This window comes from Halobium salinum, assembly GCF_026586625.1.
Classification (GTDB): Archaea; Halobacteriota; Halobacteria; order Halobacteriales; family Haloferacaceae; genus Halobium; species Halobium salinum.
Map to the genome: position 1 here is coordinate 425,241 of NZ_JAODIW010000008.1, position 21,128 is coordinate 446,368.

General features: G+C 70.3%; 23 protein-coding genes and 1 tRNA gene. 17 read left to right on the top strand and 7 right to left on the bottom strand.

What is annotated here, in order from left to right:
* Positions 1-34: 34 nt before the first annotated feature.
* From N5095_RS14295 to N5095_RS14330, 8 genes are all read left to right on the top strand, one after another.
* Complete coding sequence (locus tag N5095_RS14295; RefSeq protein WP_267623599.1) at positions 35-1,690, top strand: COG1361 family protein; 1,656 nt, start codon at positions 35-37, stop codon at positions 1,688-1,690.
* Positions 1,687-2,454, top strand: a complete 768-nt coding sequence (locus N5095_RS14300; protein ID WP_267623600.1) for an ABC transporter ATP-binding protein — start codon at positions 1,687-1,689, stop codon at positions 2,452-2,454. The genes N5095_RS14295 and N5095_RS14300 overlap by 4 nt, the downstream gene beginning before the upstream one ends.
* Positions 2,451-3,617: an ABC transporter permease gene (locus tag N5095_RS14305; protein WP_267623601.1), complete on the top strand. Its 1,167-nt coding sequence runs from the start codon at positions 2,451-2,453 to the stop codon at positions 3,615-3,617. Before N5095_RS14300 ends, N5095_RS14305 begins: the two co-directional genes overlap by 4 nt.
* A 108-nt stretch (positions 3,618-3,725) precedes the next feature.
* Positions 3,726-4,784 (top strand): DUF4129 domain-containing protein, encoded by a 1,059-nt coding sequence (locus tag N5095_RS14310; protein ID WP_267623603.1) that lies wholly within the window; start codon positions 3,726-3,728, stop codon positions 4,782-4,784.
* Positions 4,781-5,344, top strand: coding sequence for a DUF7269 family protein (locus N5095_RS14315; protein ID WP_267623604.1), 564 nt, complete (start codon positions 4,781-4,783; stop codon positions 5,342-5,344). Before N5095_RS14310 ends, N5095_RS14315 begins: the two co-directional genes overlap by 4 nt.
* Positions 5,341-6,822 (top strand): DUF58 domain-containing protein, encoded by a 1,482-nt coding sequence (locus N5095_RS14320; protein WP_267623605.1) that lies wholly within the window; start codon positions 5,341-5,343, stop codon positions 6,820-6,822. Before N5095_RS14315 ends, N5095_RS14320 begins: the two co-directional genes overlap by 4 nt.
* Complete coding sequence (locus N5095_RS14325; RefSeq protein ID WP_267623606.1) at positions 6,819-7,445, top strand: DUF7519 family protein; 627 nt, start codon at positions 6,819-6,821, stop codon at positions 7,443-7,445. Before N5095_RS14320 ends, N5095_RS14325 begins: the two co-directional genes overlap by 4 nt.
* 198 nt (positions 7,446-7,643) lie before the next feature.
* Positions 7,644-7,826, top strand: coding sequence for a DUF8178 family membrane protein (locus tag N5095_RS14330; RefSeq protein ID WP_267623607.1), 183 nt, complete (start codon positions 7,644-7,646; stop codon positions 7,824-7,826).
* Between the two features lie 92 nt (positions 7,827-7,918).
* Here the strand turns inward: N5095_RS14330 and N5095_RS14335 are convergent, their stop codons facing one another.
* Positions 7,919-8,869 carry an AAA family ATPase gene (locus tag N5095_RS14335; protein ID WP_267623608.1) on the bottom strand — a complete coding sequence of 317 codons (951 nt, stop codon included), beginning with the start codon at positions 8,867-8,869 and terminating at the stop codon, positions 7,919-7,921.
* 324 nt (positions 8,870-9,193) lie between these two features.
* On the opposite strand from N5095_RS14335, the gene N5095_RS14340 reads away from it, so the two are divergent.
* On the top strand, positions 9,194-9,376 hold the full coding sequence (locus tag N5095_RS14340) for a hypothetical protein (protein ID WP_267623609.1): 183 nt from the start codon (positions 9,194-9,196) through the stop codon (positions 9,374-9,376).
* 121 nt (positions 9,377-9,497) lie between these two features.
* Positions 9,498-9,582, top strand: a tRNA-Ser gene (locus N5095_RS14345).
* Between the two features lie 374 nt (positions 9,583-9,956).
* Here the strand turns inward: N5095_RS14345 and N5095_RS14350 are convergent.
* The 3 genes from N5095_RS14350 to N5095_RS14360 all read right to left on the bottom strand — a co-directional run bounded on the left by N5095_RS14350 (position 9,957) and on the right by N5095_RS14360 (position 12,273).
* Positions 9,957-10,349, bottom strand: coding sequence for a DUF5518 domain-containing protein (locus N5095_RS14350; protein ID WP_267623610.1), 393 nt, complete (start codon positions 10,347-10,349; stop codon positions 9,957-9,959).
* Positions 10,350-10,475: 126 nt separating this feature from the next.
* A complete protein-coding gene (locus N5095_RS14355; protein ID WP_267623611.1) occupies positions 10,476-10,727 on the bottom strand; it encodes a hypothetical protein in 252 nt (83 codons plus the stop codon).
* Between the two features lie 439 nt (positions 10,728-11,166).
* Complete coding sequence (locus N5095_RS14360) at positions 11,167-12,273, bottom strand: peptide chain release factor 1 (RefSeq protein WP_267623613.1); 1,107 nt, start codon at positions 12,271-12,273, stop codon at positions 11,167-11,169.
* A 337-nt stretch (positions 12,274-12,610) separates the two neighbouring features.
* Between N5095_RS14360 and N5095_RS14365 the strand changes: the two genes are divergently transcribed.
* Together N5095_RS14365 and N5095_RS14370 are read left to right on the top strand one after the other, a co-directional pair.
* Positions 12,611-12,829, top strand: a complete 219-nt coding sequence (locus tag N5095_RS14365) for a hypothetical protein (RefSeq protein ID WP_267623614.1) — start codon at positions 12,611-12,613, stop codon at positions 12,827-12,829.
* A gap of 12 nt (positions 12,830-12,841) precedes the next feature.
* A complete protein-coding gene (locus tag N5095_RS14370; RefSeq protein ID WP_267623615.1) occupies positions 12,842-13,129 on the top strand; it encodes a helix-turn-helix domain-containing protein in 288 nt (95 codons plus the stop codon).
* A gap of 141 nt (positions 13,130-13,270) precedes the next feature.
* Here N5095_RS14370 and N5095_RS14375 read toward each other — a convergent pair whose 3' ends face one another.
* On the bottom strand, positions 13,271-14,800 hold the full coding sequence (locus N5095_RS14375; protein ID WP_267623616.1) for a (R)-citramalate synthase: 1,530 nt from the start codon (positions 14,798-14,800) through the stop codon (positions 13,271-13,273).
* Positions 14,801-15,105: 305 nt separating this feature from the next.
* Here N5095_RS14375 and N5095_RS14380 point away from each other — a divergent pair, with 305 nt between their 5' ends.
* The gene (locus N5095_RS14380) at positions 15,106-15,546 is read left to right on the top strand and encodes a hypothetical protein (protein ID WP_267623617.1); all 441 of its coding nucleotides are present in this window, start codon (positions 15,106-15,108) and stop codon (positions 15,544-15,546) included.
* Positions 15,547-15,862: 316 nt separating this feature from the next.
* Entirely contained in the window at positions 15,863-18,085 is a 2,223-nt protein-coding gene (locus N5095_RS14385) for an alkaline phosphatase PhoX (RefSeq protein ID WP_267623618.1), read from the top strand.
* Between the two features lie 84 nt (positions 18,086-18,169).
* On the opposite strand, the gene N5095_RS14390 is transcribed toward N5095_RS14385, so the two are convergent.
* Complete coding sequence (locus N5095_RS14390) at positions 18,170-18,517, bottom strand: DUF192 domain-containing protein (RefSeq protein WP_267623619.1); 348 nt, start codon at positions 18,515-18,517, stop codon at positions 18,170-18,172.
* A 54-nt stretch (positions 18,518-18,571) separates the two neighbouring features.
* Here N5095_RS14390 and N5095_RS14395 point away from each other — a divergent pair, with 54 nt between their 5' ends.
* On the top strand, positions 18,572-19,114 hold the full coding sequence (locus N5095_RS14395; RefSeq protein WP_267623620.1) for a DUF7097 family protein: 543 nt from the start codon (positions 18,572-18,574) through the stop codon (positions 19,112-19,114).
* Positions 19,115-19,174: 60 nt separating this feature from the next.
* Positions 19,175-19,621, top strand: coding sequence for an SRPBCC domain-containing protein (locus tag N5095_RS14400; protein WP_267623621.1), 447 nt, complete (start codon positions 19,175-19,177; stop codon positions 19,619-19,621).
* An 87-nt stretch (positions 19,622-19,708) separates the two neighbouring features.
* On the opposite strand, the gene N5095_RS14405 is transcribed toward N5095_RS14400, so the two are convergent.
* The gene (locus tag N5095_RS14405; RefSeq protein ID WP_267623623.1) at positions 19,709-20,335 is read right to left on the bottom strand and encodes an HAD family hydrolase; all 627 of its coding nucleotides are present in this window, start codon (positions 20,333-20,335) and stop codon (positions 19,709-19,711) included.
* 257 nt (positions 20,336-20,592) lie between these two features.
* Here N5095_RS14405 and N5095_RS14410 point away from each other — a divergent pair, with 257 nt between their 5' ends.
* Positions 20,593-21,018, top strand: coding sequence for an ester cyclase (locus N5095_RS14410; RefSeq protein WP_267623624.1), 426 nt, complete (start codon positions 20,593-20,595; stop codon positions 21,016-21,018).
* The last annotated feature ends 110 nt before the right edge of the window (positions 21,019-21,128 follow it).

Here is a 21,128-nt window from a genome sequence, read left to right on the forward strand (position 1 = left end):
GCGTTATTCGTGCTCCACCGTTAGGTCAATCATCGTGCAACGTACAGGTGTCGCCCTCCTCGCCCTCCTGCTCGTCCTCTCGGCCGTCCCCCTCGTCGGCCCCGCCCTCGCCGTCCCGGAGGCACGGCTCACGGTCGGCGACGTGACCGTCGTTCCCGGGACCCCGGTCACCGGCGCCCCCGTGACGGTCGAGGCGACCGTCCGGAACTCCCCCGGGAGCCCGTCGGCGGTGACGGTCGACGAGGTGTTCCTCCGGGCGCAAAACGGCGACCGACTCGCCGAGGCGACCGACCTCGGGGCGCTCTCGCCCGGCGACACGCTCGTGGCGCCGCTGACGGCGACGTTCGACGCGCCGGGGGCCCGAAGCCTGACCGTCGTCGTCGTCGGCACCGACGCGAACGACGAGGCGGTGCGGGTCACCCGCCCAGTGACGGTCGCCGTCGAACGCGCGCCGCCGCTGGTCGAACTCGGTGTCGGCACCGGCGCCGGCGCGGCCACCGGCGTCGGCGGCGCCGACCGCCTCGTCGCCGGCGTCGACAACCGCGTCTCCCTGACCGTGTCGAACCCGACGGCCGAGCCGCTCCGGAACGTCGTCGTCTCGGTCGCGCCCGACGCCGGTACCGCGGTCGACGCCCGGCGGACGGTCGCGGCCCTCGACGCCGGCGCCGCAGAGACGCTGAACGTCACCGTCCGACCCGCCGCCGACGCGACCGAACTGGTCGCGACGGTCGACTACACCACCGCCCGCGGCACGGGGGCGACGGCGACCCAGAGTCGGTCCGTCGTCGTCGACCCGCTCCGCGACGACGTGGGCGTCCGGGTCGAGCCCGCGACGACTGCGATGACCGGGGAAGCCGACCCGACCGGCGGGCTCGGCGGGCTCCTCGGCGGCGGCGGAGCGGCCGGCCTCGCCGGCACCGCGACCGAGGACGAGGGCGACGACACCGGGGACCGGGTCGACGTGACGGTGACGAACTTCGGGAACGCCCCGATTACGGACGTCGTCGTCACGCCTCGGGCCGGCGGCACGGGCGAGGCCGACGAGGTGGGCTCGCGTTACGCCGTCGACGGGCCGCTCGCCCCCGGCGAGTCCGACACCGTGACGGTGACGCTCGGCGGACTCGCCGCCGGCGACGTACGGTTCGAGGCGACCTACCGGGTCGCCGACGGCTCGGGCGGCGCCGACGGGAGTGACGGAGCGCCCCGGACGGCCGTCGGAACCTACGACTACCGACCCGGCGTCGGCGAGGTCGTCCTCACCGGGCTCAACGTGACGACGGCCGCCGACGGCACCGTGCGAATCGATGGCAACGCGGGCAACACCGGCGAGCGGAGCGTCACCGGCGTCGTCGTCGCCGTCGGCGAGGCGCCGGGTGTCGCACCGGCGTACCCCAGCCGCGACTACTTCGTCGGGAGCGTCGAAGGGAGCGAGTTCGCGCCGTTCGAGCTAACGGCGACCGTCGACGAGGGCGTCGACGAGGTACCGATTCGGGTCGCGTACACCGTCGACGGCGAGCGCGTCGAGCGCGAGGCGACGGTCCCCTACGTCGCCGACGACCGGGGGACGCCGCGAGCGGGCCTCCTCGGGCTCCTCGGCGGCGGCCGGAACGCCGGCATCGTCCTCGGCGCCGCCGTCGCCCTCGGCATCGGCGCGGTGGCGTTCGGCGTCGTCGCGAGGCGCGGTCGATGAGCGAGGCGGAGACGGTAGCGGCCGATTCGGGTGGCGAACGCTTCGACGGTCCGACCATCGAACTCCGTCGGGTCCGCAAGGAGTACGAGAGCGGCGCGGGAACGGTCGTCGCGCTCGACGACGTGGACTTCGGGGTCCAGCCGGGGGAGTTCGTCGCCGTCGTCGGCCCCTCCGGGAGCGGGAAGTCCACCCTTCTGAACGTGCTCGGCCTGCTCGACACGCCGACGAGCGGCCTTCGTCTCCTCCGAGGTCGAGACGTGACGAGCCTCGACGACGAGGCGCGGACGCGAGCGCGCAAGGACGCCATCGGCTTCGTTTTCCAGGATTTCTTTCTCATCCCGTCGCTGACGGCGACGGAGAACGTCGAACTCCCCACGCTGTTCGGCGACGACCCGACCGCGACCGACCGCGCCCGCGACCTCCTGCGGCGGGTCGGCCTCGGCGACCGTCTCGACCACACGCCGAACCAGCTCTCCGGGGGCCAGAAACAGCGCGTCGCCATCGCCCGCGCCCTCGTAAACGAGCCGGCGGTCGTCCTCGCCGACGAGCCGACCGGGAACCTCGACAGCGACACCGGCGCGCAGGTCTTAGAGGAGTTCCGACGTATCTGTGAGACCGGCGTCAGCGTCGTCGCCGTCACCCACGACCCGCTGGTGACCGAGTACGCCGACCGAACGGTCGAACTCGTCGACGGGCGGCTGGGCGGGGTCGACGACCGACACCGGTCTCGACCCCGACCCCGACCCCGGGAGGCCGACGAGTGAACCTCGACACCCGCCTCGACGGCCGGCCCCGTCTCGACCGGCGGTTTCCGGCGACGCTGATGGCGTGGCGCAACCTCTCGCGCAACCGGCTCCGGTCGACGCTGGCGGCGCTGGGCATCGTCATCGGCGTGTTCGCCATCGCCACGCTGGGGGTGTTCGGCAACGTGCTCCAGCTCTCCGCCACCGACTCGCTGGGCGACCTCGGGACGCAGGTGGTCGTCTCGCCGAACCCCGAGGCGGGCGTCGAGACGCTCACCTCGCGGGACCTGCAGGAGATTTCGCGGGCGACCGCCGGGAAGGGGACCGCCGTCCCCCTCTACACGGACCGGGCGGTGGTCACAGGCCCGGGCACCCGGACGGGGGCGTCGCTGTACGGCACCGCCGACCCGCGACCCCTGTTCGAGGCCGACCGCGGGACGATTCCGGCCTCCCACCGACAGGGGGCACTCGTCGGCAGCGAGGTGGCGACGCGCCTCGGCGTCGGCGTCGGCGGAGTCGTCGAGGTCGATGGCACCCGCTACCGCGTACTCGCGGTGCTCGCCGAGTCAGAGGGCATCTCCCCTGTCTCGCCGGACAACGCGGTCGTGCTCCCCGAGCGGGCGTTCGGCGCCGACGGCTACGACCAGGTCGTCATAGAGGCCCGGTCGGGCGAGGCCGCGACGGACGTGGCCCGTACCCTCGACACCCGGCTGAACGTCCGAACGGAGCGCGTCGTCGTCTTCGAGTTCGGACGGATTCTGGAGCAGATAGGCGAGTTCTTCGCGCTCCTCAACGGCTTTCTCCTCGGACTGGGCGCCGTCTCCCTGCTCGTCGCCGGCGTGAGCATCTTCAACGTGATGCTGATGAGCACCGCCGAACGGCGGGGAGAGATCGGCGTGCTCCGGGCCGTCGGGGTGCAGAAGCGCGACGTGCTCCGGACGCTGCTCGTCGAGGCGGCGCTGCTCGGTCTCGTCGGCGGGGCGGTCGGCGCCGTGCTCAGCGTCCTCACCGTGTTCGCCCTCTGGTGGGCGACGCCCATCGAACTGGCCGTGGTGCTCGTCGCGCGAAACGCCGGCGCCGTCCTCGTCGCCTTCGGATTCGGCGTCGTCGTCAGTCTGCTCTCGGGGCTGTACCCCGCGTGGAAGGCCGCGAGCGAGCGGCCGGCCGAGGCGTTGCGGGGGTGACACACCCCACGCCGCCCCTCGGGAACGCCACGGGGAAGGGTGAAATCCGCGCTTTCCCCATATCAGCGCCTCGAAACGCCTAACAGGCGGGCACTGCTACCACGTGGCGTGAATCGACGCACTGCCCTGACGGTGGCCCTCGCGGCCCTCGCGCTGGTGGCGGTCGCGCTCGCCGCCGCCACGCTGGACTCGGCGACGGCGAGTCAGGGCGGCGGTCTCGGCCTCGGGTCGACCGACCAGGCCGGCGCCGGCGACGGGGAGACCGGCCCCATCGGCGCCAGCGACGGCGGGCTGATGGAGTTCCAGAGCGCACAGACGCAGGTCTGTGTCCCCTTCCTGACTCGCCCACCGGTACTCTTCGCGATTGTCGGCGCGTTCCTCCTTCTGGGGTACGTCATCTACAACGAGACGGGGACGGTGTTCGTCCCGGCGGCCGTCATCATGGCCTTCGGCATCCCGGTAACCCTCGTCCACGCGCTGCTCACCAACTGTGGGCCGCCGCCGGAGTCGGACGGGCGAAGCCTCGTCCCGCCGCTCCCGTTCGACGGGAACGGAAGTAGCCTCCTCCCCTCCGGGGCCGGTTCGACGGGCGTGGCCGACGCCGCCGGGCAGGTGACGACGCCGACGATGCTGCTCGGAATCGTGTTACTCGCCGCGCTGGCGGGGAGCGTGCTCCTCCTGCTGATTTCGACCGGCGACGACGAGGAGGTCCTCCCGGACGAGGAGCCCGAACCGCCCGCCGAGACCGACGTGGCGGCGGTCGGGCGCGCGGCGGGCGAGGCGGCCGACCGCATCGAGGCCGACGCCGACGTGGACAACGAGGTGTTCCGCGCGTGGCGGGAGATGACCGACCACGTCGCCGTCTCCCGGCCGTCGTCGAGTACGCCCGGCGAGTTCGCCGCGGCCGCCGTCGACGCCGGGATGGACCGCGAGGACGTGACCGAACTCACCTCGCTGTTCGAGGACGTGCGCTACGGCGGCGAGGCGCCGACCCCGGAGCACGAGGAGCGTGCGGTCGCCGCACTCCGTCGCATCGAGGTGGCGTACGCCGACGGGGACGAAGGGTCGTCGGAAGCGGCGGGCGACGGCGGTGATGCGGACGACGTGGGGGGCGCAGGTGACCCCAGCGACGACGGCACCGACCACTCGGGAGGGACCGACCGATGAGAGTCCTCCGGGGGGTGACCATCGCGTTCGGCGTGCTCGCGGCGCTGGCCGGCCTCGCGAGCGTCGTCACGAACAGCACGTTCGGCTTCGCACTCGACTACCTGTTCGTGACACTCGTCGGACTGTTCGCCATCGCACAGGGGTTGCGGTACGCCGGCGCCCGACGCGGCGCCGACCTCGAGTTCACCGAGACCGGCGACCCCGAACTACGCTACGAGGTGCCGACGCCCGGAGGCGACTTCGACGAGCAGGTGGCGAACGCCGAGGGCTGGTCGTTCCGGAGCGTGCGCGACCGGGACGCCGTCCGGGACCGTCTGCGCGAGGCGACGGTGGAGACGCTCGTCGTCCACCGCAGCCTCGACCCCGAGGAGGCGACGCGCCGCGTCAACGCCGGCGAGTGGACCGACGACCCGGACGCGGCGGACCTGCTCGCCGACGGAACCGTCGAGCGGGGCGCCCGTGACGTGCTCCGTGGGCTGTTCCGGCGCGAGTCCCGACACTCCCACGGCGTCCGCCGGATCGTGGCCGAGGTCGACGCCATCCAGCGGGGGGAGCGATGAGCACCGTCGGGAGCGAGGAAGGGACCGACGTGGACGACGGGACGGCCACCGAGGGGCGGAGCGCGACCGCTCGCGACGGCTCGGACGACGCCGACGACCGCGAGGGCTCGATGCGAGGAGGTGTCCAGGAGGGCGCCGGCGACGGTCCGGACGAGCACGACGGAGACGACGAGTCCCCCGAGGAGGCCGAGCGCCTCACCGTCCGCGACGTGCTCGACACCGACCGCTGGGTCGGTGCGCCCGCGGTCACGCTGCTGTTCGCCGGACTCGCCATCGTCGTCGACCGGCAGGCGGGGCTCCTGCTCGCCGGCGCGGTCGGCGTCGTCTTCGCAGCCTACGCCTACGGTTCGGGGACGCCGGCGCCGACGCTCGCGGTCGAGCGGCGTCTGAGCGACGAGACGCCCGGCCCCGGCGACGACGTGCGGGTGACCGTCACCGTCCGCAACGAGGGGGAAGCGACGCTCCCCGACCTCAGGCTCGTCGACGGCGTCCCACCGGCGCTCGCCGTCGGCGAGGGGTCGCCACGCCACGCGACGGCGCTCCGGCCCGGCAAGCGCGCCACTTTCTCGTACGTCGTCCCCGCGGTCCGCGGGCGACACGAGTGGGAGTCGATGCAGGTCATCGTCCGCAACGCGCCCGGCACCCGCGAAGTCGACGCCACCGTCGACTCCGCCGAGCCGACCACGCTCCGATGCTCGCCGGACCTGGACGCGACCGGCGACCTCCCGCTCCGGGGGCTCACCACCCAGTACACGGGGCGCATCGCGACCGACGTCGGCGGCCCGGGTCTGGAGTTCCACTCGACGCGCGACTACCGACACGGCGACCCGCTCAACCGGGTGGACTGGAACCGGATGGCCCGCACCGGGGAACTCGCCACTCTCGACTTCCGAGAGGAGCGCGCGGCCACCGTCGTCCTGCTCGTCGACGCCCGCGAGGAGGCGTACGTCGCCCCAGAACCCGGCGCCGAGAACGCCGTCGAGCGCAGTGTCGAGGCCGCCGGGCGGTCGTTCTCGGCGCTCCTCGGCGGCGGCGACCGGGTCGGCCTCGCCGCGCTCGGGCCGGACGAGCTGTGGCTCGCGCCGGGCGCCGGCAACGACCACCGAGCACGCGCTCGCGACCTGCTGGCGAGCCACCCGGCGCTGTCGCCGACGCCGCCGGACGGCCGGTTCTTCCCCTCGCTCCGGCTCCGGCGCCTGCGCCGACAGCTCCCGAGCGACGCTCAACTCATCGTGTTCTCGCCGCTCGTCGACGACTACGTGGCGAGCGTCGCCCGCCGACTGGACGCCTACGGCCACCTCGTGACGGTCGTCTCGCCGGACCCGACCGCCGGCGGGACGCCGGGAGAGCTACTGGCGCGAATCGAGCGACGGAGCCGCATCAGCCGGCTCCGACGGGCGGGCCTCCGGGTCGTCGACTGGGGCGACGAACCGCTCGCGACGGCCGTCGCGGGCGCCGCCGGGCGGTGGTCCGGATGAGCGGGACGAGCGCCGTCGCGAACGACGGGGACGAACGGACGAACGGCCACGACGGGGACAGAAAGCTGGCCGCAGGCGAGGGAGCTACGGGGAGTGCCGACGACGCCGACGACACCGAGACTCACCAGCGCGGCGTCGACCGGTCGCCGGCGACGTTCAGCGCCTCGCTCTCGCTCCTGGCCGGGCTGTTCAGCGTCCTCGGGTCGGGCCTCGGCGTCCTCACCGCGGCCGCGCCGGGGTTCGCCGGCCTGCTCGTACTCGCGGCCGGTCTCTACCGGGGATCGAGACGCGCCGTCACGGGCGGCGGCGTCGTCCTGCTCGGCGGAGTCGTGTTCGCCGGCGTCGGCGGCGGCCCGCCCGCGGGGCTCCTGCTCGGCGCCCTCGGGGCGTTGCTGGCGTGGGACTACGGGGAGAACGCCATCACGATGGGCGAACAGCTGGGACGGGCGGCCGACACGCGCCGAGCGGAACTGTTCCACGCCGCCGCCAGCCTCGGCGTCGGGGTCGTCGGCTCGGGCGTCGTCTACGGGATATACCTCGGCGCGTCGGGCGGTCAGCCGGTGACGGCGCTCGTCTTCCTCCTGCTCGCCGTCGTCCTACTCGCGGGCGTGCTGAGCGAGTGACTGGTGAGTCACGAGTGAGTGGCGGACGGGTGACAAGTAAGTGACCGACGAGTTCGGCGGGTGACCCACGAGTGAGACGACGGCGGTTGGGCGCTCACTTCGCCCGACCGTTAATGTGCCGTGTTCACACGACTCGTGGTGAGTATCGGCCGAACTCAACAACGTTATTACTGGAGGAGCCCCAACTCGGGGATACGAATGAGTCTGCTCAGAAACCCGATGCTCGGCGCCGCGCTGCTCCTGCTCGGCACGGTCCTCATCGGAGCCGTCGTCTGGCTGAACGCCGGTCCGCTGGCCATCGGCGTGGGCGTCGTCGCCACCGCCGCCATGATCGCCGGGACCCTCATGCTCGGGACGAGCGAGGGCGGCCGCCCCGTCTGATCGGCGCGACCCACCGCTTCGTTTTTCTCGAACGCTCGCGACCGTCAGAGTCGTCTGTGGATGACATGGGGTAGCGACTCGCACGCCCTCGGTTAGTCCAGCGTCGGAACCGCCACGTCGCCGAGCACGTCGGCTACCACGTCCGATTTCTTCACGTCCTGGACTTTCGCGTCCGGCGTCAGCACCAAGCGGTGAGCGAGCACCGGTTGGGTGACGCGCTTCACGTCGTCCGGAGTGACGTACTCGCGCCCGTCGAGGACGGCGCGGGCGCGCGAGGACTCGAACAGCCGTTGGGTCCCGCGGGGGGAGACGCCGATGGCGACGCGGCGGTCCTCCCGGGTCCCGCGGGCGAGTTCGGCCATGTAGGTGAGGAGGTCCTCGTCGACGCGGACCGTCTCGGGGGTGGCGCGCACGTCGAGGACGGCCTCCCCGTCGAGCACCGGGGAGACGCTCGGACTCCGGGCTTCGCGGCCGGCGCGTCGTCGCAGCAGTTCGACCTCGCCGTCGAGTTCGGGGTAGCCGATGCTCGTCTTCACGACGAAGCGGTCGATCTGTGCCTCGGGAAGGGGGAAGGTCCCCTCCTGCTCGACGGGGTTCTGCGTCGCGATGACGAAGAACGGCTTCGGAAGTCGGTAGGTGTCGCCGTCGACGGTGACCTGCCCCTCCTCCATCGCCTCCAGCAGCGCGGCCTGCGTCTTCGGCGGCGCGCGGTTGATTTCGTCGGCGAGGACGACGTTCGCGAAGATGGGCCCCTCGGAGAACTCGAAGGTAGACTCGGCCTCGTTGTACACGTTCGTCCCCGTCACGTCGGAGGGGAGGAGGTCCGGGGTGAACTGCACCCGGGAGAACGAGAGGCCGAGTGCGGTCGCGAACGAACGGGCGGTGAGGGTCTTTCCGGTGCCCGGAACGTCCTCCAGGAGGACGTGCCCGCGGGCGAGCACCCCGAGCATCACGCGCTGGAGGAACTCTTCGTCGGCGATGACCGCACTCGACACCTCGTCCAGTACCTCGGCACAGGCGCGGCTGGCTGCGTCGACGTCCATACCGTCGTGGGGACCGTCCGAGACTTAGCTCCCCCGATGGCTCACATCGCCGTCTTCGTCTTCGATGCCGGCCGGGCGGAGCCCGGGCGCGCTGTGAAGTCGCGACTCCTTCGTGTAGCCGTGGGCGACGGTGGCACATCGAGAGGCTACGGCCCTCGCGAGACTCGCCACGGTCTGGCGACACGGTTAGGTCCGTGGAGAACCAAGCTATCTCGTTCCAGCGTGCCAGTAAATGACTATCGTCCCAACGAAGCGACCGTGGTTGCGGCGTACGAGGCCGACGACCCACCTCGCGCCCGCTTCGGGGGCGTTAGAGGTGGATTTGTGACCGACTCCGACGAGCCGGATGGACCCGACCCCGACGTTCCCGACCCGATAGACGTCCCGGACGAGGAAGGAGCCGACGCCCCAAACGGTCCGCTGTACGTCGAGTACGTCGCCGACTCCGGACGACACGTGATGCTGTTCGACCGTCGGCCGACAGCGCGTGGCTTCGGTCGTCCGTGAGCCACGAAATCGAGCCGTAGCCCGGCGTACGGTCGGGCTACGGGGGTTCCAGCCGACAGTCGGTGTGGGGTGAAGCCGAAACCGTAACTACTTAATCGGTTCCCATCGTCGTGTGAGACGAGCCGAGGTAGCCTAGCCTGGCCAAGGCGGTAGATTCGAAATCTACTGTCCATTCGGACTCGAGAGTTCAAATCTCTCCCTCGGCGCTTCTCTCGAAACTACGTTCCAGCGCGGCGTCTCGTCGCCGCGCGGCGAGCCGAGTTCGAGTGACTTGTACTGGAAGATTTGAACCAGAGAGTGAAGCGAGCGTATGCGAGCGAAACGACCGTGGTTCAAATCTCTCCCTCGGCGCTTCTCTCGATTCTACCACCGCGAGCGCGCTCTGTCGCGCTCGCAGGCGCGAATCGTCGTGGACGACACCGTAAGGTTCGAACCAGAGAGCGATGCGAACGGAGCGAGTGGAGCGACCTGATGCGAATCGCTCCCTCGACGCGACGTTCGAAATCACGACCGTGGAATGGGCTCGGCAGTCGGGACCTCGAAAGAAGCAGTCGAATCCTCACTCGGGAGCTCACCCCGCTTACGCGGCGGGGCGAGCGCGGTCGACGTCGGTCCGTCGGGCCAGCAGGCCGCCCAGGGCACCGCCGACGGCGCCGGGGATGCCGGCGACGAGGACGTACACCAGCAGGCCGAGTAGGCCGACGAGGCCGAGGAAGCCCGACGCGAGGGTGCCGAGGAGGACGAGCACGAGCCCGACGACGATGGCGCCGAGGGTCGTCGCGACGATGCCGTGCAGGGCGCCGCCGCCGACACCGCGGGCCGCCACGTAGCCGGCGACAAGGCCGCCGACGATGCCGGTGAGGCCGGCGCCGACGGTGGGGAGGGTGGCGTCGGTGAAGGGGAGTCCCGTACCGCTGAGGAAGCCGACCACGAGCGTGGCGACGAAACCGTAGATGACCGCTCTCCAGTTCATATCGTGTCGTAGCTCAGAACGCGCTCTGAGCTATTGAATCGCGATGCTCGGCCGGACGACCGTCCGGCGGCCGGGACGGACGACCCGAGTCGGGATGGATAGCCCGAACTCGGGTGGGCGAGCGGGTCAGGCGACCTGCGCCGGGTTCGGGTGTGGTCGGAGCCAGACGGGCGTCTCGGTTCCGCCGTAGGTCTTCGTCAGGTCGCCACGACCGGCCAGCCGTTCGAGGAGGTCCACCGCGGTCTCCTCGGCGATGCCGAACTCCTCCGCGACCATCCGCGCCGTCTTCGGCTGATACGTCGCGAACGTGGCGAGCACCGCGTCCGGGGTCGGTTCTGCGACGGTTCGGTGCCGTGGGGCGTAGGTGAGTTGGGTCATCGCTCTCTCTCCAGTCGTTCCTACGCGTCCGAGTGAAAAAACCCGAGATGCTCGTTCCCAGCAGGTGAGAACCGTGACGAACCTCGGGAGCACTGGACGTCGGCCGTCCCCGCGCTCGTCGTCTCCGGTGACCGTACCGTTCGCCCCCGGTAGGGGCGTCCCCGCCGGAGACGCACCTCGACCGACTCCGGGCCCCACGACGTCGACATCACCACCGCCACTGGCGACCGGCCCAATCGTATCCGGAAACACAAGAATTAAAAACGAGTTTCCCATCTCTCCGCCAGTTCCGGACCGCTGCGTTAGGCCGGAGTCGGTCCCGGAACGGCGCGGTGCGGGTCGTCATCCAGCCATCACCCGACGACCCGGAGCCGCTCTCGCGACGCTCTCAACCCGACGAGCGCCGCGATTGTCCGTTCCCGCGACCGTTCCGGACAGCTCAGTCCACTGGGAAGCGGAGCAGCGCGCCGACGTCCCCTTCCTCCCGGAACTGTTCGCTTCGGTCGACGTCGGTGGGGACGACGACGAACTCGCCCCCCTGCTCGACAGTCCGCTGTTCGAGACTGCGGAGCTCCTCGGTCGGCAGCGTTCCGGCGGCGAGCGTCGTCGCGACCCCCTCGTACTCGAGGGCTTCGTCGGTCGCCTCGCGGCCGGCGACGGCCTCCTCTCCGGAGACGAGTTCGGCGAAGTACTCGTCGAGCAGGTCGTCGACGTTCCGTCGCTGTTCCTCTTCGAGTCGCTCCCTGGCCTCCTCGGCGAGCCCTCTCAGCCCCTTCTCGGAGGCGTCGCCGACGGCGACCGCGTCGCCGACGACGCGGCTCTGCAGTCGGTGGTCGAGATACTCCTCGTCGAGGAACTCGGTGGCGGTGACGTCGGACCCGCCGACGAACAGCCCCTCGACGGGGTCGACGTCGGATTGGCCCGGGTTCGCGTCGTCCCTGCGTTGCTCGTCGGCGTCCTCGCCCAGGAACGCGACTTCGGCGCGCTCCGCGACCCGTTCGAAGAACTCGCGGCTCCCCTGTTCCCGGTCGCCGAGCGCCCCGCTCGTCGGGTTGTCCTCGCGTCTGTCGCTCCCGAGCGTCGCCACCTGCTCGACTTCGTCGCCGCGTAACGTGCCGAGCGTCGCCTCGCCGTGTTCGACGACCAGCAACCCGTACGTCGACTCGGCGGCGGCGACGTCGAGCGGGTCGGTGTCGAACTCGTTCGAGCGCTCGAACGCCTCCGCTCCGACGGGCGACGGGAGGTCGTCGAAGACGTAGTCGACGGTCTCGGCGTCGACGACACCGGCGTAGACGACGAGACCGTTCTCGGGCGTCTCCTCGTAGTCGTTGAGAATTCGCCGGGTCCGTTCCAGCGCCTCGGTGGCGCGCTCGCTCGTCTCGTCGGCGTCGATGTACTCGGCCTCGGCGTGTTTCTCTTCGACCAGTTCGAGCGCGGCGTCGAGTGTTTGTTCGGGCGGAACCGCGAGCGTGACGAGGTGGGGTCCGTCGGCGGTCGCGTTCGATACGTCCTCGATTCGGTCGTGTACGTCGTTTGTGGCGGACATGGGTGTTCGTTGTCGAGATGTCGTAGGTCGGTGAGACCGCCGGAGTCGAACGCGGCCGGCGGTGGGCTGTGTACGGACCGTTCTGCTGCCGGACGGATGAACTTCGTGGCAGTTCGCCCGTCAGACCGTCACACGGGGTGTCGAGGAGGGGACGACCGGAGCCGCGGGGTCGGCCGTCGTCGGCGGCCGGTGGCGCCGGGCGCGTTCGCAGACTCGGCGAACGCGCTCCGGGCTTGTCAGTCGCTCACCGGTGATTCCAGTGCGTTCGACCGACGTTCGACGGCCGCTGGCAGCAACGAGTCCGGCTCTCGTCGCGCCATCCGAGGGGTGTTCCGGCGTGAACGGAGTCTCGAGGGCCGGAAGCGAGTACGGCTACCGGAGCGTCTGCAAACACTGCGGGGCGAGACCTTTCAGCGAGGGCCCTCACCACGACCCCGCCTGTAACCGTCGCCGGGAGACGCTCGCGACGGAGAGCGAACTGGCGCTGAGCAAGGGCTGTCAGTTCTGTGACGGCCGGCCGTTCGTCGCCGGTCCCCACCACGACGCCGACTGCTGACGGTTCTTCGAGGTGGAGTCGGCCCGGGGCCGGCCGGCAGCCGAGGACGGGACGACCGTCGAATCCGGCGGGAGCGTCACCCCCGTGACCCCGAACGGCCTCCTCGACGCGTTCGAGTCGGCCGACCCGCCGCTGCTCACCGCCGCGGAGGTCGCAGAACGGGCGGGCTGTTCGGGCGGGGCGGCCCGCGCGGGCCTCGGCGCCCTCGTCGACCGGGGGCAGCTTCACCGGAAGGCCGTCGACCCGGACTCGACGGTGTTCCTGCTGTCCGAGAGCGGAGCCGACGGGAGCCGTCGGTAAGGGTCGACCGCCGATGGAACGGCGTCCGTCGTCGCGAGCAGTCGCACCTCCGCGACGGCGGAGCGCGGTCGCGCCGGGCTAGTCGTCCGCACCACCGCGTCAGCGAGTCGGCTGGCGACGGGCCGCCAGCCGTCGTTGCGCTCAGTCGTCCGCGGGCACCCGACTCTCCCCCTGCACCAGCAGGCGGTCGAGCGCGTCGACCATCGCCTCGACGGAGGCGCGGGTGATGTCCGAGTGCGACCGGGCGACCGTCACCGTGCGGTCGTCGCGGGACATCTCCACCTCGACGGTGACGACGGCGTCGGTGCCGCCGGTGATGGCGTCGACGTGGTAGGAGTCGAGCGACGCCGTCGCCTTCGGGCCGAGCGCCGAGCGCACGGCCGAGACGGCGGCGTCGACGGGGCCGCTCCCCGTCCCGCTCGCGACGCGCTCCTCGTCGTCGACGAGCAGACGGACGCTCGCGGTCGGCGTGCCGCCACCGGAGGCTGCGGTGAGGTCGACCAACTCGATGCGGCGCTCGCGCTCGCGACCCTGTACCTCCTCTGCGACGGCGAGCAGGTCGGCGTCGGTGACGCGCTTGCCCCGCTCGCCGAGGGCCTTCACGCGCTCGACGACGGCCGCGAGTTCCTCCTCGTCGGCGTCGACGTCGTGTTCGGCGAGCGCGGCCCGCACGCCGGCCCGACCGGCGTGCTTCCCGAGGACGAGCCGGCGTTCGCGACCCACCCGCTCGGGCGGGTAGGGTTCGTACATCCGGTCGTCCTTGAGCGTGCCGTCGGTGTGGATGCCGCTCTCGTGGGCGAAGGCGTTCTCGCCGACGACAGCCTTGTTCGGCGGGAGCGGGACGCCCGTCACCTGCGCGACGAGGCTGGCGAGGTCGTACAGTTCGTCCAGTTTCGCGGTCTCGACGCCGTAGCAGTGGTCGAGCGCGACGGCGACCTCCTCGAGGGCGACGTTGCCGGCGCGCTCGCCGACGCCGTTGACGGTCGCGTGGACCATGTCGGCGCCGTTCGTCAGGCCGGCGTGCACGTTCGCCATCGCGAAGCCGAGGTCGTCGTGGGTGTGGACGCTCGTCGGGCCGAACTCGGTGAGTCGAGCGACCGACTCGGCGACCTCCTCGGGGCTCGCGTGGCCGACGGTGTCGGCGTAGCAGAAGCGGTCGGCGCCGGCGTCGTGGGTCGCGCGGGCGACCCGGTCGAGGAAGTCGGCGTCGGCCCGGGAGCCGTCCTCGCCGATGACCTCGACCCAGAGCCCGTGGTCGCGGGCGTACTCGACCAGTTCCGTCGTGGTCTCGACGACGTCGTCGCGGGTCGTCCCGACTTTGGTCTCGACGTGGCGGTCCGAGGCCGGAACGACGACGTGGACGCCGTCGACGCCGCAGTCGAGCGCGAGGTCAACGTCGCCCTTCACGCCGCGTGCGAAGCTCGTCACCGTCGCGTCGAGGCCGAGTTCGGCGACCCGGCGGACGGTCTCGCGCTCGCCCGCACCGGTGCAGGCACTGCCGGCCTCCACCACGTCGACCTCCGCGCGGTCGAGTGCGCGTGCCACGTCGGCCTTCTCCTCGGGCGTGAGCGACACACCGGGCGCTTGCTCACCGTCCCTGAGCGTCGTGTCCAGAAGCAGTACGTCGTCGTCTTCGTGGGGGGCGAGTTTACGAGCGCCCACGAATTTCACAGCCAGCCGCCTCGCGGCGACTTCCTCTATCCTCCGTCGGGTGTTCCGACATTGTGAGTCAGTGTCTCCCCCCGACGGGCATAAAGCGGGTGGTTCGGACAGTTCTTGCTGTCGGGTGGTGCGGAGGGGGCGTCGTTCGAGTGACCGGTCAGCACGCTAACCGGGAGCGCTACGTACCGCCACACACCCGCTCGTATCCCACATATACAGGGCTAAACGACCGCCAGGCCACCCTTCCCTTGTCACCGACCGTCCGTCGCCGACGAGTCCCGCGTCCGTCGGCACGGCGCGGTCCTCACTCCCCCATGTCATCCACAGACGACCCGACGACGGCCGGAAGCGAATCGATTCACCGCGAGTACGTCCTCGACGTGCGCATCGTCGAAACCGAGTCGGTCGACGCCGACGGCCCCCGTTACCGCTTCGAGGCGCCCGGTCAACGGGCGGTCGAGTTCGAGAGCGCGGAGAAGGCGGAGCTGTACGCCGACGTGTACTTCGACGTGAACGGGTTCGACGAGGAGGGGACCGGCGAGCGCGGCGTCCCGCCCGAGATTATCCAGGCCGGGAAGGACACCCTCTCGGCGTACTTCCTCTCCCAACCGGGAGTCGACCGCAACTGGGTCGTCTCCTACTGGGGCATCAAGCCGATGCGGGTCGACCGGTACGTAAAGAGCGTCCGCCGGCGGGCACAGGAGATACGGGACGGCGCCGCCGAGATGGCTCCCGAGGAACTCGGCGTCGACTGAGAGCCGGAGCCGACCGCCATCCAGGCCACTGTCGTCGCCCCGAGGTACAACGGCCGCAGTCGGCCGGACCGCCCCGTACTACTGTGTTCGAGAGCCACAGCCCGATAACCGTCGACGGCCGGCCACGGCCGACAGTTGTTTTTGGCTGGCCGAAGAAATGTTTAGCTGAACGTCATTCTTGTTTCTCTCTCCGTAAAACTAACCAGTAGATGTAGAAGCGTCTCTATATGTCTCTGAACCCTCACCCCTTGATTCATCTCGCTCTACACCCGCATTACCAACCTACTTTCCAAGTCCGTTCGAGGCGACAACCGCAATGTTCGACCTGTCACGGCGGAACCTGATGGCGAGTTCGGCGGCGGCGGCGCTCGGAGCGAGCGTCGCGGGAAGGGCGGTCGCACAGGAAGACGAGGACACCGACACGCCGAAAGCGCCGATGGTGAAGGGTGACCTGGAGCGGTTCGCGTGGACCGCACTCGGTGCCGAGGTGACCGGCCCCGAGGTCACCAAGAGCGGCACGCTCTTCTTCAGCGTCCAGCACCCGAGCCGGAAGAACCCCGCCCCGTACAACAAGGGCGGCATCGGCTACGTGGAGGGGTACGACTGGGAGGACGGTAGCGAGTTCGACACGCTCGGCATCCCCGAGACGAAGGAACAGCAGGGGCAGGTGACGGTCGGGAGCGGCGACTTCGTCGTCTTCGCACAGGAGGGCGACAACATCGGCGGGGACGAGGACCTCGGGTACCCCCAGACCCCCGACGGCCTCGCGCTGAGTGAGTTCCCCGGCTCGCGTTACGGGAACTTCGGCTACAACCCGGACTGCAACCGGTTCATCCCGACGAACGAGGCGGAAACCGAGGGGTACCTGTTCACGAACTTCGAGCAGTCCCCCGGCGACGTCAGCCGGATTCCGCTCTCACGGGCCGAGGACGGGAGCTGGGAGGCCGACCTGGAGAACGCACGGAACCTCTCGAACACGGAGGAGCTGCGGAGCCTCGGCGGTACCCGCATCAACTGTTACGGCGACACCAGCCCGTGGAACACCTACCTCTCGGCGGAGGAGGAGTACTCTCACCCGCGGACGGCCCCGTACGCAACGGTGAGCGACTTCACCGGCGACTCGGACACCGAGTACGAGGGACCGAACAAGCGCGGCGCGGCCCAGTTCTACAACCGGCCGAACCCCGACGGTATCCAGTCGGCGGTCGACGAGTACTACGGCGAGGACTCGTGGTTCGTCCAGGGGTACTGGGCGCTCGCCGGCCTCGAACTGCAGGCGTACTATCTCGGCGCCGACGCGGTCGACACCCCGTCGGACCTCGCAGGCGACGTGGACCTGGAGACGAGCCTCCAGCCCATCGAGGGCCCGTACCCGAACCCGTACCGCTACGGCTACATCGTCGACTTCCGCGAGCCGGACTCCGAGACGCCGGAACCGGTCAAGTACCACGTGATGGGCCGTGCGGCATGGGAGTGTCCCGACGTACAGGCCGACGAGAAGACCGTCTATCTCAGCTGTGACGGCGACAACAAGGGGTTCTACAAGTTCGTCGCCGACGAGCCCATCCCGTCCTACGAGGATCCGATGGACGTCGAAGGGTCGCTGTACGTCGCGAAGGTCACCAACCAGCAGGCCGCCGCCGACCTCCCGCCGTACGAGGCCGAACTCGAACTCGACTGGTGGGAACTCGGTCACGCCCGCAACGGCGACGTCGCGGCGTTCATCTCGCAGTTCGACGACGTCGACCAGGTCTGTTACCTCGAGACCCACGCCGACACCGACTGGCAGGAGGACCTCCAGACGGCCCTCGAGGAGGCCGACAAGGAGGTCGTCGAGAACGGCAACCGGAACTACATCCCGGACGAGGACATCGTCGAGTGGGCGCGCCAGTGGGAGGAGAACGGCCCGAAGGGCGTCGACGCCGACCTCCAGTACCTTCCGTTCGTCGAGACCCGCGCCTGCGCCAAGGAGGTCGGCGCGACCGTCGAGTTCCGCAAGAGCGAGGGTATCGACAGCGTCGACGACGCCGGCCCCGGCGAGTACGTCTACCTCGGCATGTCCGAAATCAACACCGGACTGTCCGACGACGAGGGCGACGTGCAGGTCGACCGCGTCGACGGCGGTCTCGTCTACCGCGCCGAAATCGAGGAGGACTACAACCTCTCGACGCTCGAACCCGTCATCGTCGGCCCCGACGCGACCGACACGGCCGACGTGGCCAACAGCGCCCTCATCAACGTCGACAACGTGTTCGTCCTCGAGGACGGCCGCGTGCTCTGCTGTGAGGACGCGGACCAGTACAACCGGACGTACCCCAACGACTGCCTGTACGTCTACACGCCGCCGGAGTACGAGGGCGGCGAGGACGAGGGGGACGACGGCAACGGGAGTCCAGGAGACGGTAACTCGAACCCCGGGAACGGCAACCCTGGAAACGGAAAGGGGAAAGGGAACGGGAACGCCGGCGGCGGAAACGGAAGCGGCGACGACGGAGACGGAAGCGGCGACGACGGCGACGACGAAGAGGACGACGAGTAGCGACGCTCCGGCCTCCACACGCTTCCCCGGCACGGCTCCGCTTTTTCTCACCGACAGGACGAAGACGCGAAGCGTCGGCCGGCCTCAGTCGACCAGCGCGACCTCGTGACCAGGCTCGACGCCGTCGGCCGCACCCGCGGGGAGTTCGTATATCTCGTCGGCGGTCGCCCACCCTAGCCCCCGCCACGCCGGGAGGCGCTTCACCTTCGTCACCTCGCCCTCGACGGTCCAGACGGCGTCGATGGCGAAGGGGACGAACGCCATGTGGAGCGAGCGGGTGCCGGGCCCGTCGAAGCGGAAGGCGAGGGCGTAGTCGTCCGGGATGGAGCGTCGGAACATCAGGCCGCGGGCCTTGGTGAGAAACGAATCGGCGACGTCGACGTCGCTGGCGAGGACGCGCTCGTGTCCGTCGTGTCGGTGGACGAGTCGCACGTCGCCTCCCGACGCGGTGGTGTGGTATAAGTGCGGCGACGCCCCACCCCCGATATGGAGAAGACCCCCGACGGCACCCCGGTCGGGGTGGACGACCCCTACGAGTTCGCGGGTCGCTGTGACCACCTCACCGGGGACGGCCGCTGTCGGTACGCCCTGCAGTACGCCGGCCACGACCCGACGTTCGCCGCCGAGCGCCGCGCCGACGACTACCAGTGCGTAGCCGCCGACGAGAACGCCGACTGGCGCGACTGTCCCCACTACCGCTCGACGACCGACGGCCGCGAGTGCGTTCGCTGCGGGCTGGCGGAGGTCCGGATGGCCCACGAGTCGGCCCGGCCCCTCCTGGAAGAACACCACCTCTCGTACGGCGATGAGGCTTCCAACGCCGACGGGGAGGACGAACCGAACCACGAGATAACCGTCGCGCTCTGTCGCTGGTGTCACACGAAGGTCCACAAGTCGTTCGCGCGGGTCGACGACGACGCGAGCCCCGACCCCGAGGCGGTCGCCGCCCGCGAGGGACGCCGGGGGAAGGAGATGGACGAGTTCGGCTTCTCCTCGGCCAAGGAGCGCTACCGTCCGGACGACGGCTGACCGGCCCCAGCGCCGGCGCCGACGCTACGTTCATCTCCCCAGCCGACGACATCACTCCCGATGCGAGAGATTCGTACCGACATCGAAATCGACGCGCCGCCCCGGGTGGTCTGGGAAGTCCTCACCGACCTCGACGCCTACGCCGAGTGGAACCCACAGACGACGAACGCGAGCGGCGCGGTCCGCGAGGGCGAACGGGTCGCCATCACCGTCGACCGGCAGGGTCGGCGGTCGGCTTCGATGCGGCCCCGCGTGGTCGAGGCAGACCCCGAGCGACGGCTGGAGTGGGTCGCCACCGTCCTTCACCCGCGACTGTTCGAGGCGCGCCACTCCTTCGAACTCGACGCGCTGGACGGGGACCGGACCCGCGTCCACAACCGCGAGCGCCTCTCCGGAGTTCTCGTGCGGTTTCTCGTCGACGAGGACGCCGTTCGGGCGTACGAGGCGATGAACCGAGCGTTGGCGGCGCGGGTGGCCTCGCTGGTCGCCGAGAGCCGAACCGCCTGAGTCGCCGCCCCGCCCCGTCTCGTCGTCGTCCTCGTCGTCCTCGTCGTCCCGTCGTCCCCATCGTCCCCGTTGTCCCCGTCGTCCCCGTCACAGAACGGTCGGCACGTCCGCCAGCGACCGAACCGTCTCCACCCCGTCCGGCACGCTCGGGTTCACGTCGTCGCCGACGAGTACCCCCCGCCAGCCGCAGTCGACGGCGGGGAGGACGTCCCGCTCGAGGTCGTCGGCGACGAAGACGTACGAATCCGCCGCGAGGCGACCCTCGGCGGCCCGATAGATTGCTGGCTCGGGCTTCCTCGCACCCACCTCGCCGGAGACGACGACCGACTCGAACCGGTCGGTGAGGCCGACCGTCTCCAGCTTCGCCCGCTGTGCTGGACCGAACCCGTTCGTCAGGACGCCGAGTCGCCACTCCCCGGAGAGGGTGTCGAGAACCGCGTCGGCACCGTCGACGACGACCGTGTGCTCGGCCTCGGTTCGGACCATCGCGTCGCTGAACGCCGCCGGGTCGACGCCGGCGTCCGTTCGATCGATCGCCGCGGCGAACGGGTCGTCGGCGTCGCCGAGTACGTCGAAGAACGCCTCGCTGTACGTTTCGAGGAGGGTTCGGTCGGCGTCGACGCCGACCGCCGCGAACGCGTCCGAGAGCACGTCGGCGAAGGGTGCGTCGTACTCGACGAGGGTTCCGTCGAGGTCGAAGTAGCAGGTAGGCACGTCGCTACCTGCCGTGTGGCCCACGCAAAACAGTTCCGGGGGTGTGCGGGTCCGTCCGCTCGCGTCCGGACGCTATCGAACGGATTCCCGGAGCCGACGACACCCTCTCCGTTCCAGAACGGTCGTTCGTTCGCGTCTCTCCCCTCGACCGTGATGTGTGGTAACAGATAACACGATTGGAGTTCAATCGATAGGATGCCCGTCGCGGCCGGCCGACGGTCCGGTCCGTGGTCGGCGCGGCGGGGCAGGGAGGAACTATGGTCACGATAGGAGACGAGAACAAGGAACTCGTCCGGCGCGTGAACGATGGTCTCAACGAGCAGAGCCGGGAGGTCTTCGCGGCTCTCCACGCCGACGACGTGGTGGTTCACGACGGGAGCGAGGAGATACGGGGCATCGACGCGGCGCTCGAACACGAGTCGGAGCTCTGGACCGCCTTCCCCGACATCCACCACACGCTGGAGACCGTTCTGGCGGACGGGGACGAGGTCGCGTACCGGTTCACCGCGACGGGGACCCACGAGGGACCGTTCCACGGCGTTCCACCCACTGGACGGGCGTTCGAGATAACGGGCCACGGGTCGGTCCGAATCGAGGACGGCGAACTCGCGGAGGTGTGGCTCGACTACGACGCGCTCGGCATGCTGCGACAACTCGGGGTCGTCGACTCGCCAAGCGAGTGACGGCTCCGCCTCGGTACAGGGTTTCGGTGAACACGACCTCGCCGTGGACCGCCCATCGTCCGGACAGTCGAGCGGAGACGGGTTCGCCCTTCGAGGGTCGCTCGCGGCGC

What these genes read in the sequence shown, in the direction of transcription:
- N5095_RS14385 (WP_267623618.1), top strand. Translation starts at nt 15,863, where the DNA reads ATGTTCGACCTGTCACGGCGGAACCTGATGGCGAGTTCGGCGGCGGCG.
- N5095_RS14315 (WP_267623604.1), top strand. Translation starts at nt 4,781, where the DNA reads ATGAGAGTCCTCCGGGGGGTGACCATCGCGTTCGGCGTGCTCGCGGCG.
- N5095_RS14300 (WP_267623600.1), top strand. Translation starts at nt 1,687, where the DNA reads ATGAGCGAGGCGGAGACGGTAGCGGCCGATTCGGGTGGCGAACGCTTC.
- N5095_RS14325 (WP_267623606.1), top strand. Translation starts at nt 6,819, where the DNA reads ATGAGCGGGACGAGCGCCGTCGCGAACGACGGGGACGAACGGACGAAC.
- N5095_RS14350 (WP_267623610.1), bottom strand. Translation starts at nt 10,349, where the DNA reads ATGAACTGGAGAGCGGTCATCTACGGTTTCGTCGCCACGCTCGTGGTC.
- N5095_RS14410 (WP_267623624.1), top strand. Translation starts at nt 20,593, where the DNA reads ATGGTCACGATAGGAGACGAGAACAAGGAACTCGTCCGGCGCGTGAAC.
- N5095_RS14330 (WP_267623607.1), top strand. Translation starts at nt 7,644, where the DNA reads ATGAGTCTGCTCAGAAACCCGATGCTCGGCGCCGCGCTGCTCCTGCTC.
- N5095_RS14380 (WP_267623617.1), top strand. Translation starts at nt 15,106, where the DNA reads ATGTCATCCACAGACGACCCGACGACGGCCGGAAGCGAATCGATTCAC.
- N5095_RS14355 (WP_267623611.1), bottom strand. Translation starts at nt 10,727, where the DNA reads ATGACCCAACTCACCTACGCCCCACGGCACCGAACCGTCGCAGAACCG.
- N5095_RS14395 (WP_267623620.1), top strand. Translation starts at nt 18,572, where the DNA reads ATGGAGAAGACCCCCGACGGCACCCCGGTCGGGGTGGACGACCCCTAC.
- N5095_RS14360 (WP_267623613.1), bottom strand. Translation starts at nt 12,273, where the DNA reads ATGTCCGCCACAAACGACGTACACGACCGAATCGAGGACGTATCGAAC.
- N5095_RS14335 (WP_267623608.1), bottom strand. Translation starts at nt 8,869, where the DNA reads ATGGACGTCGACGCAGCCAGCCGCGCCTGTGCCGAGGTACTGGACGAG.
- N5095_RS14320 (WP_267623605.1), top strand. Translation starts at nt 5,341, where the DNA reads ATGAGCACCGTCGGGAGCGAGGAAGGGACCGACGTGGACGACGGGACG.
- N5095_RS14400 (WP_267623621.1), top strand. Translation starts at nt 19,175, where the DNA reads ATGCGAGAGATTCGTACCGACATCGAAATCGACGCGCCGCCCCGGGTG.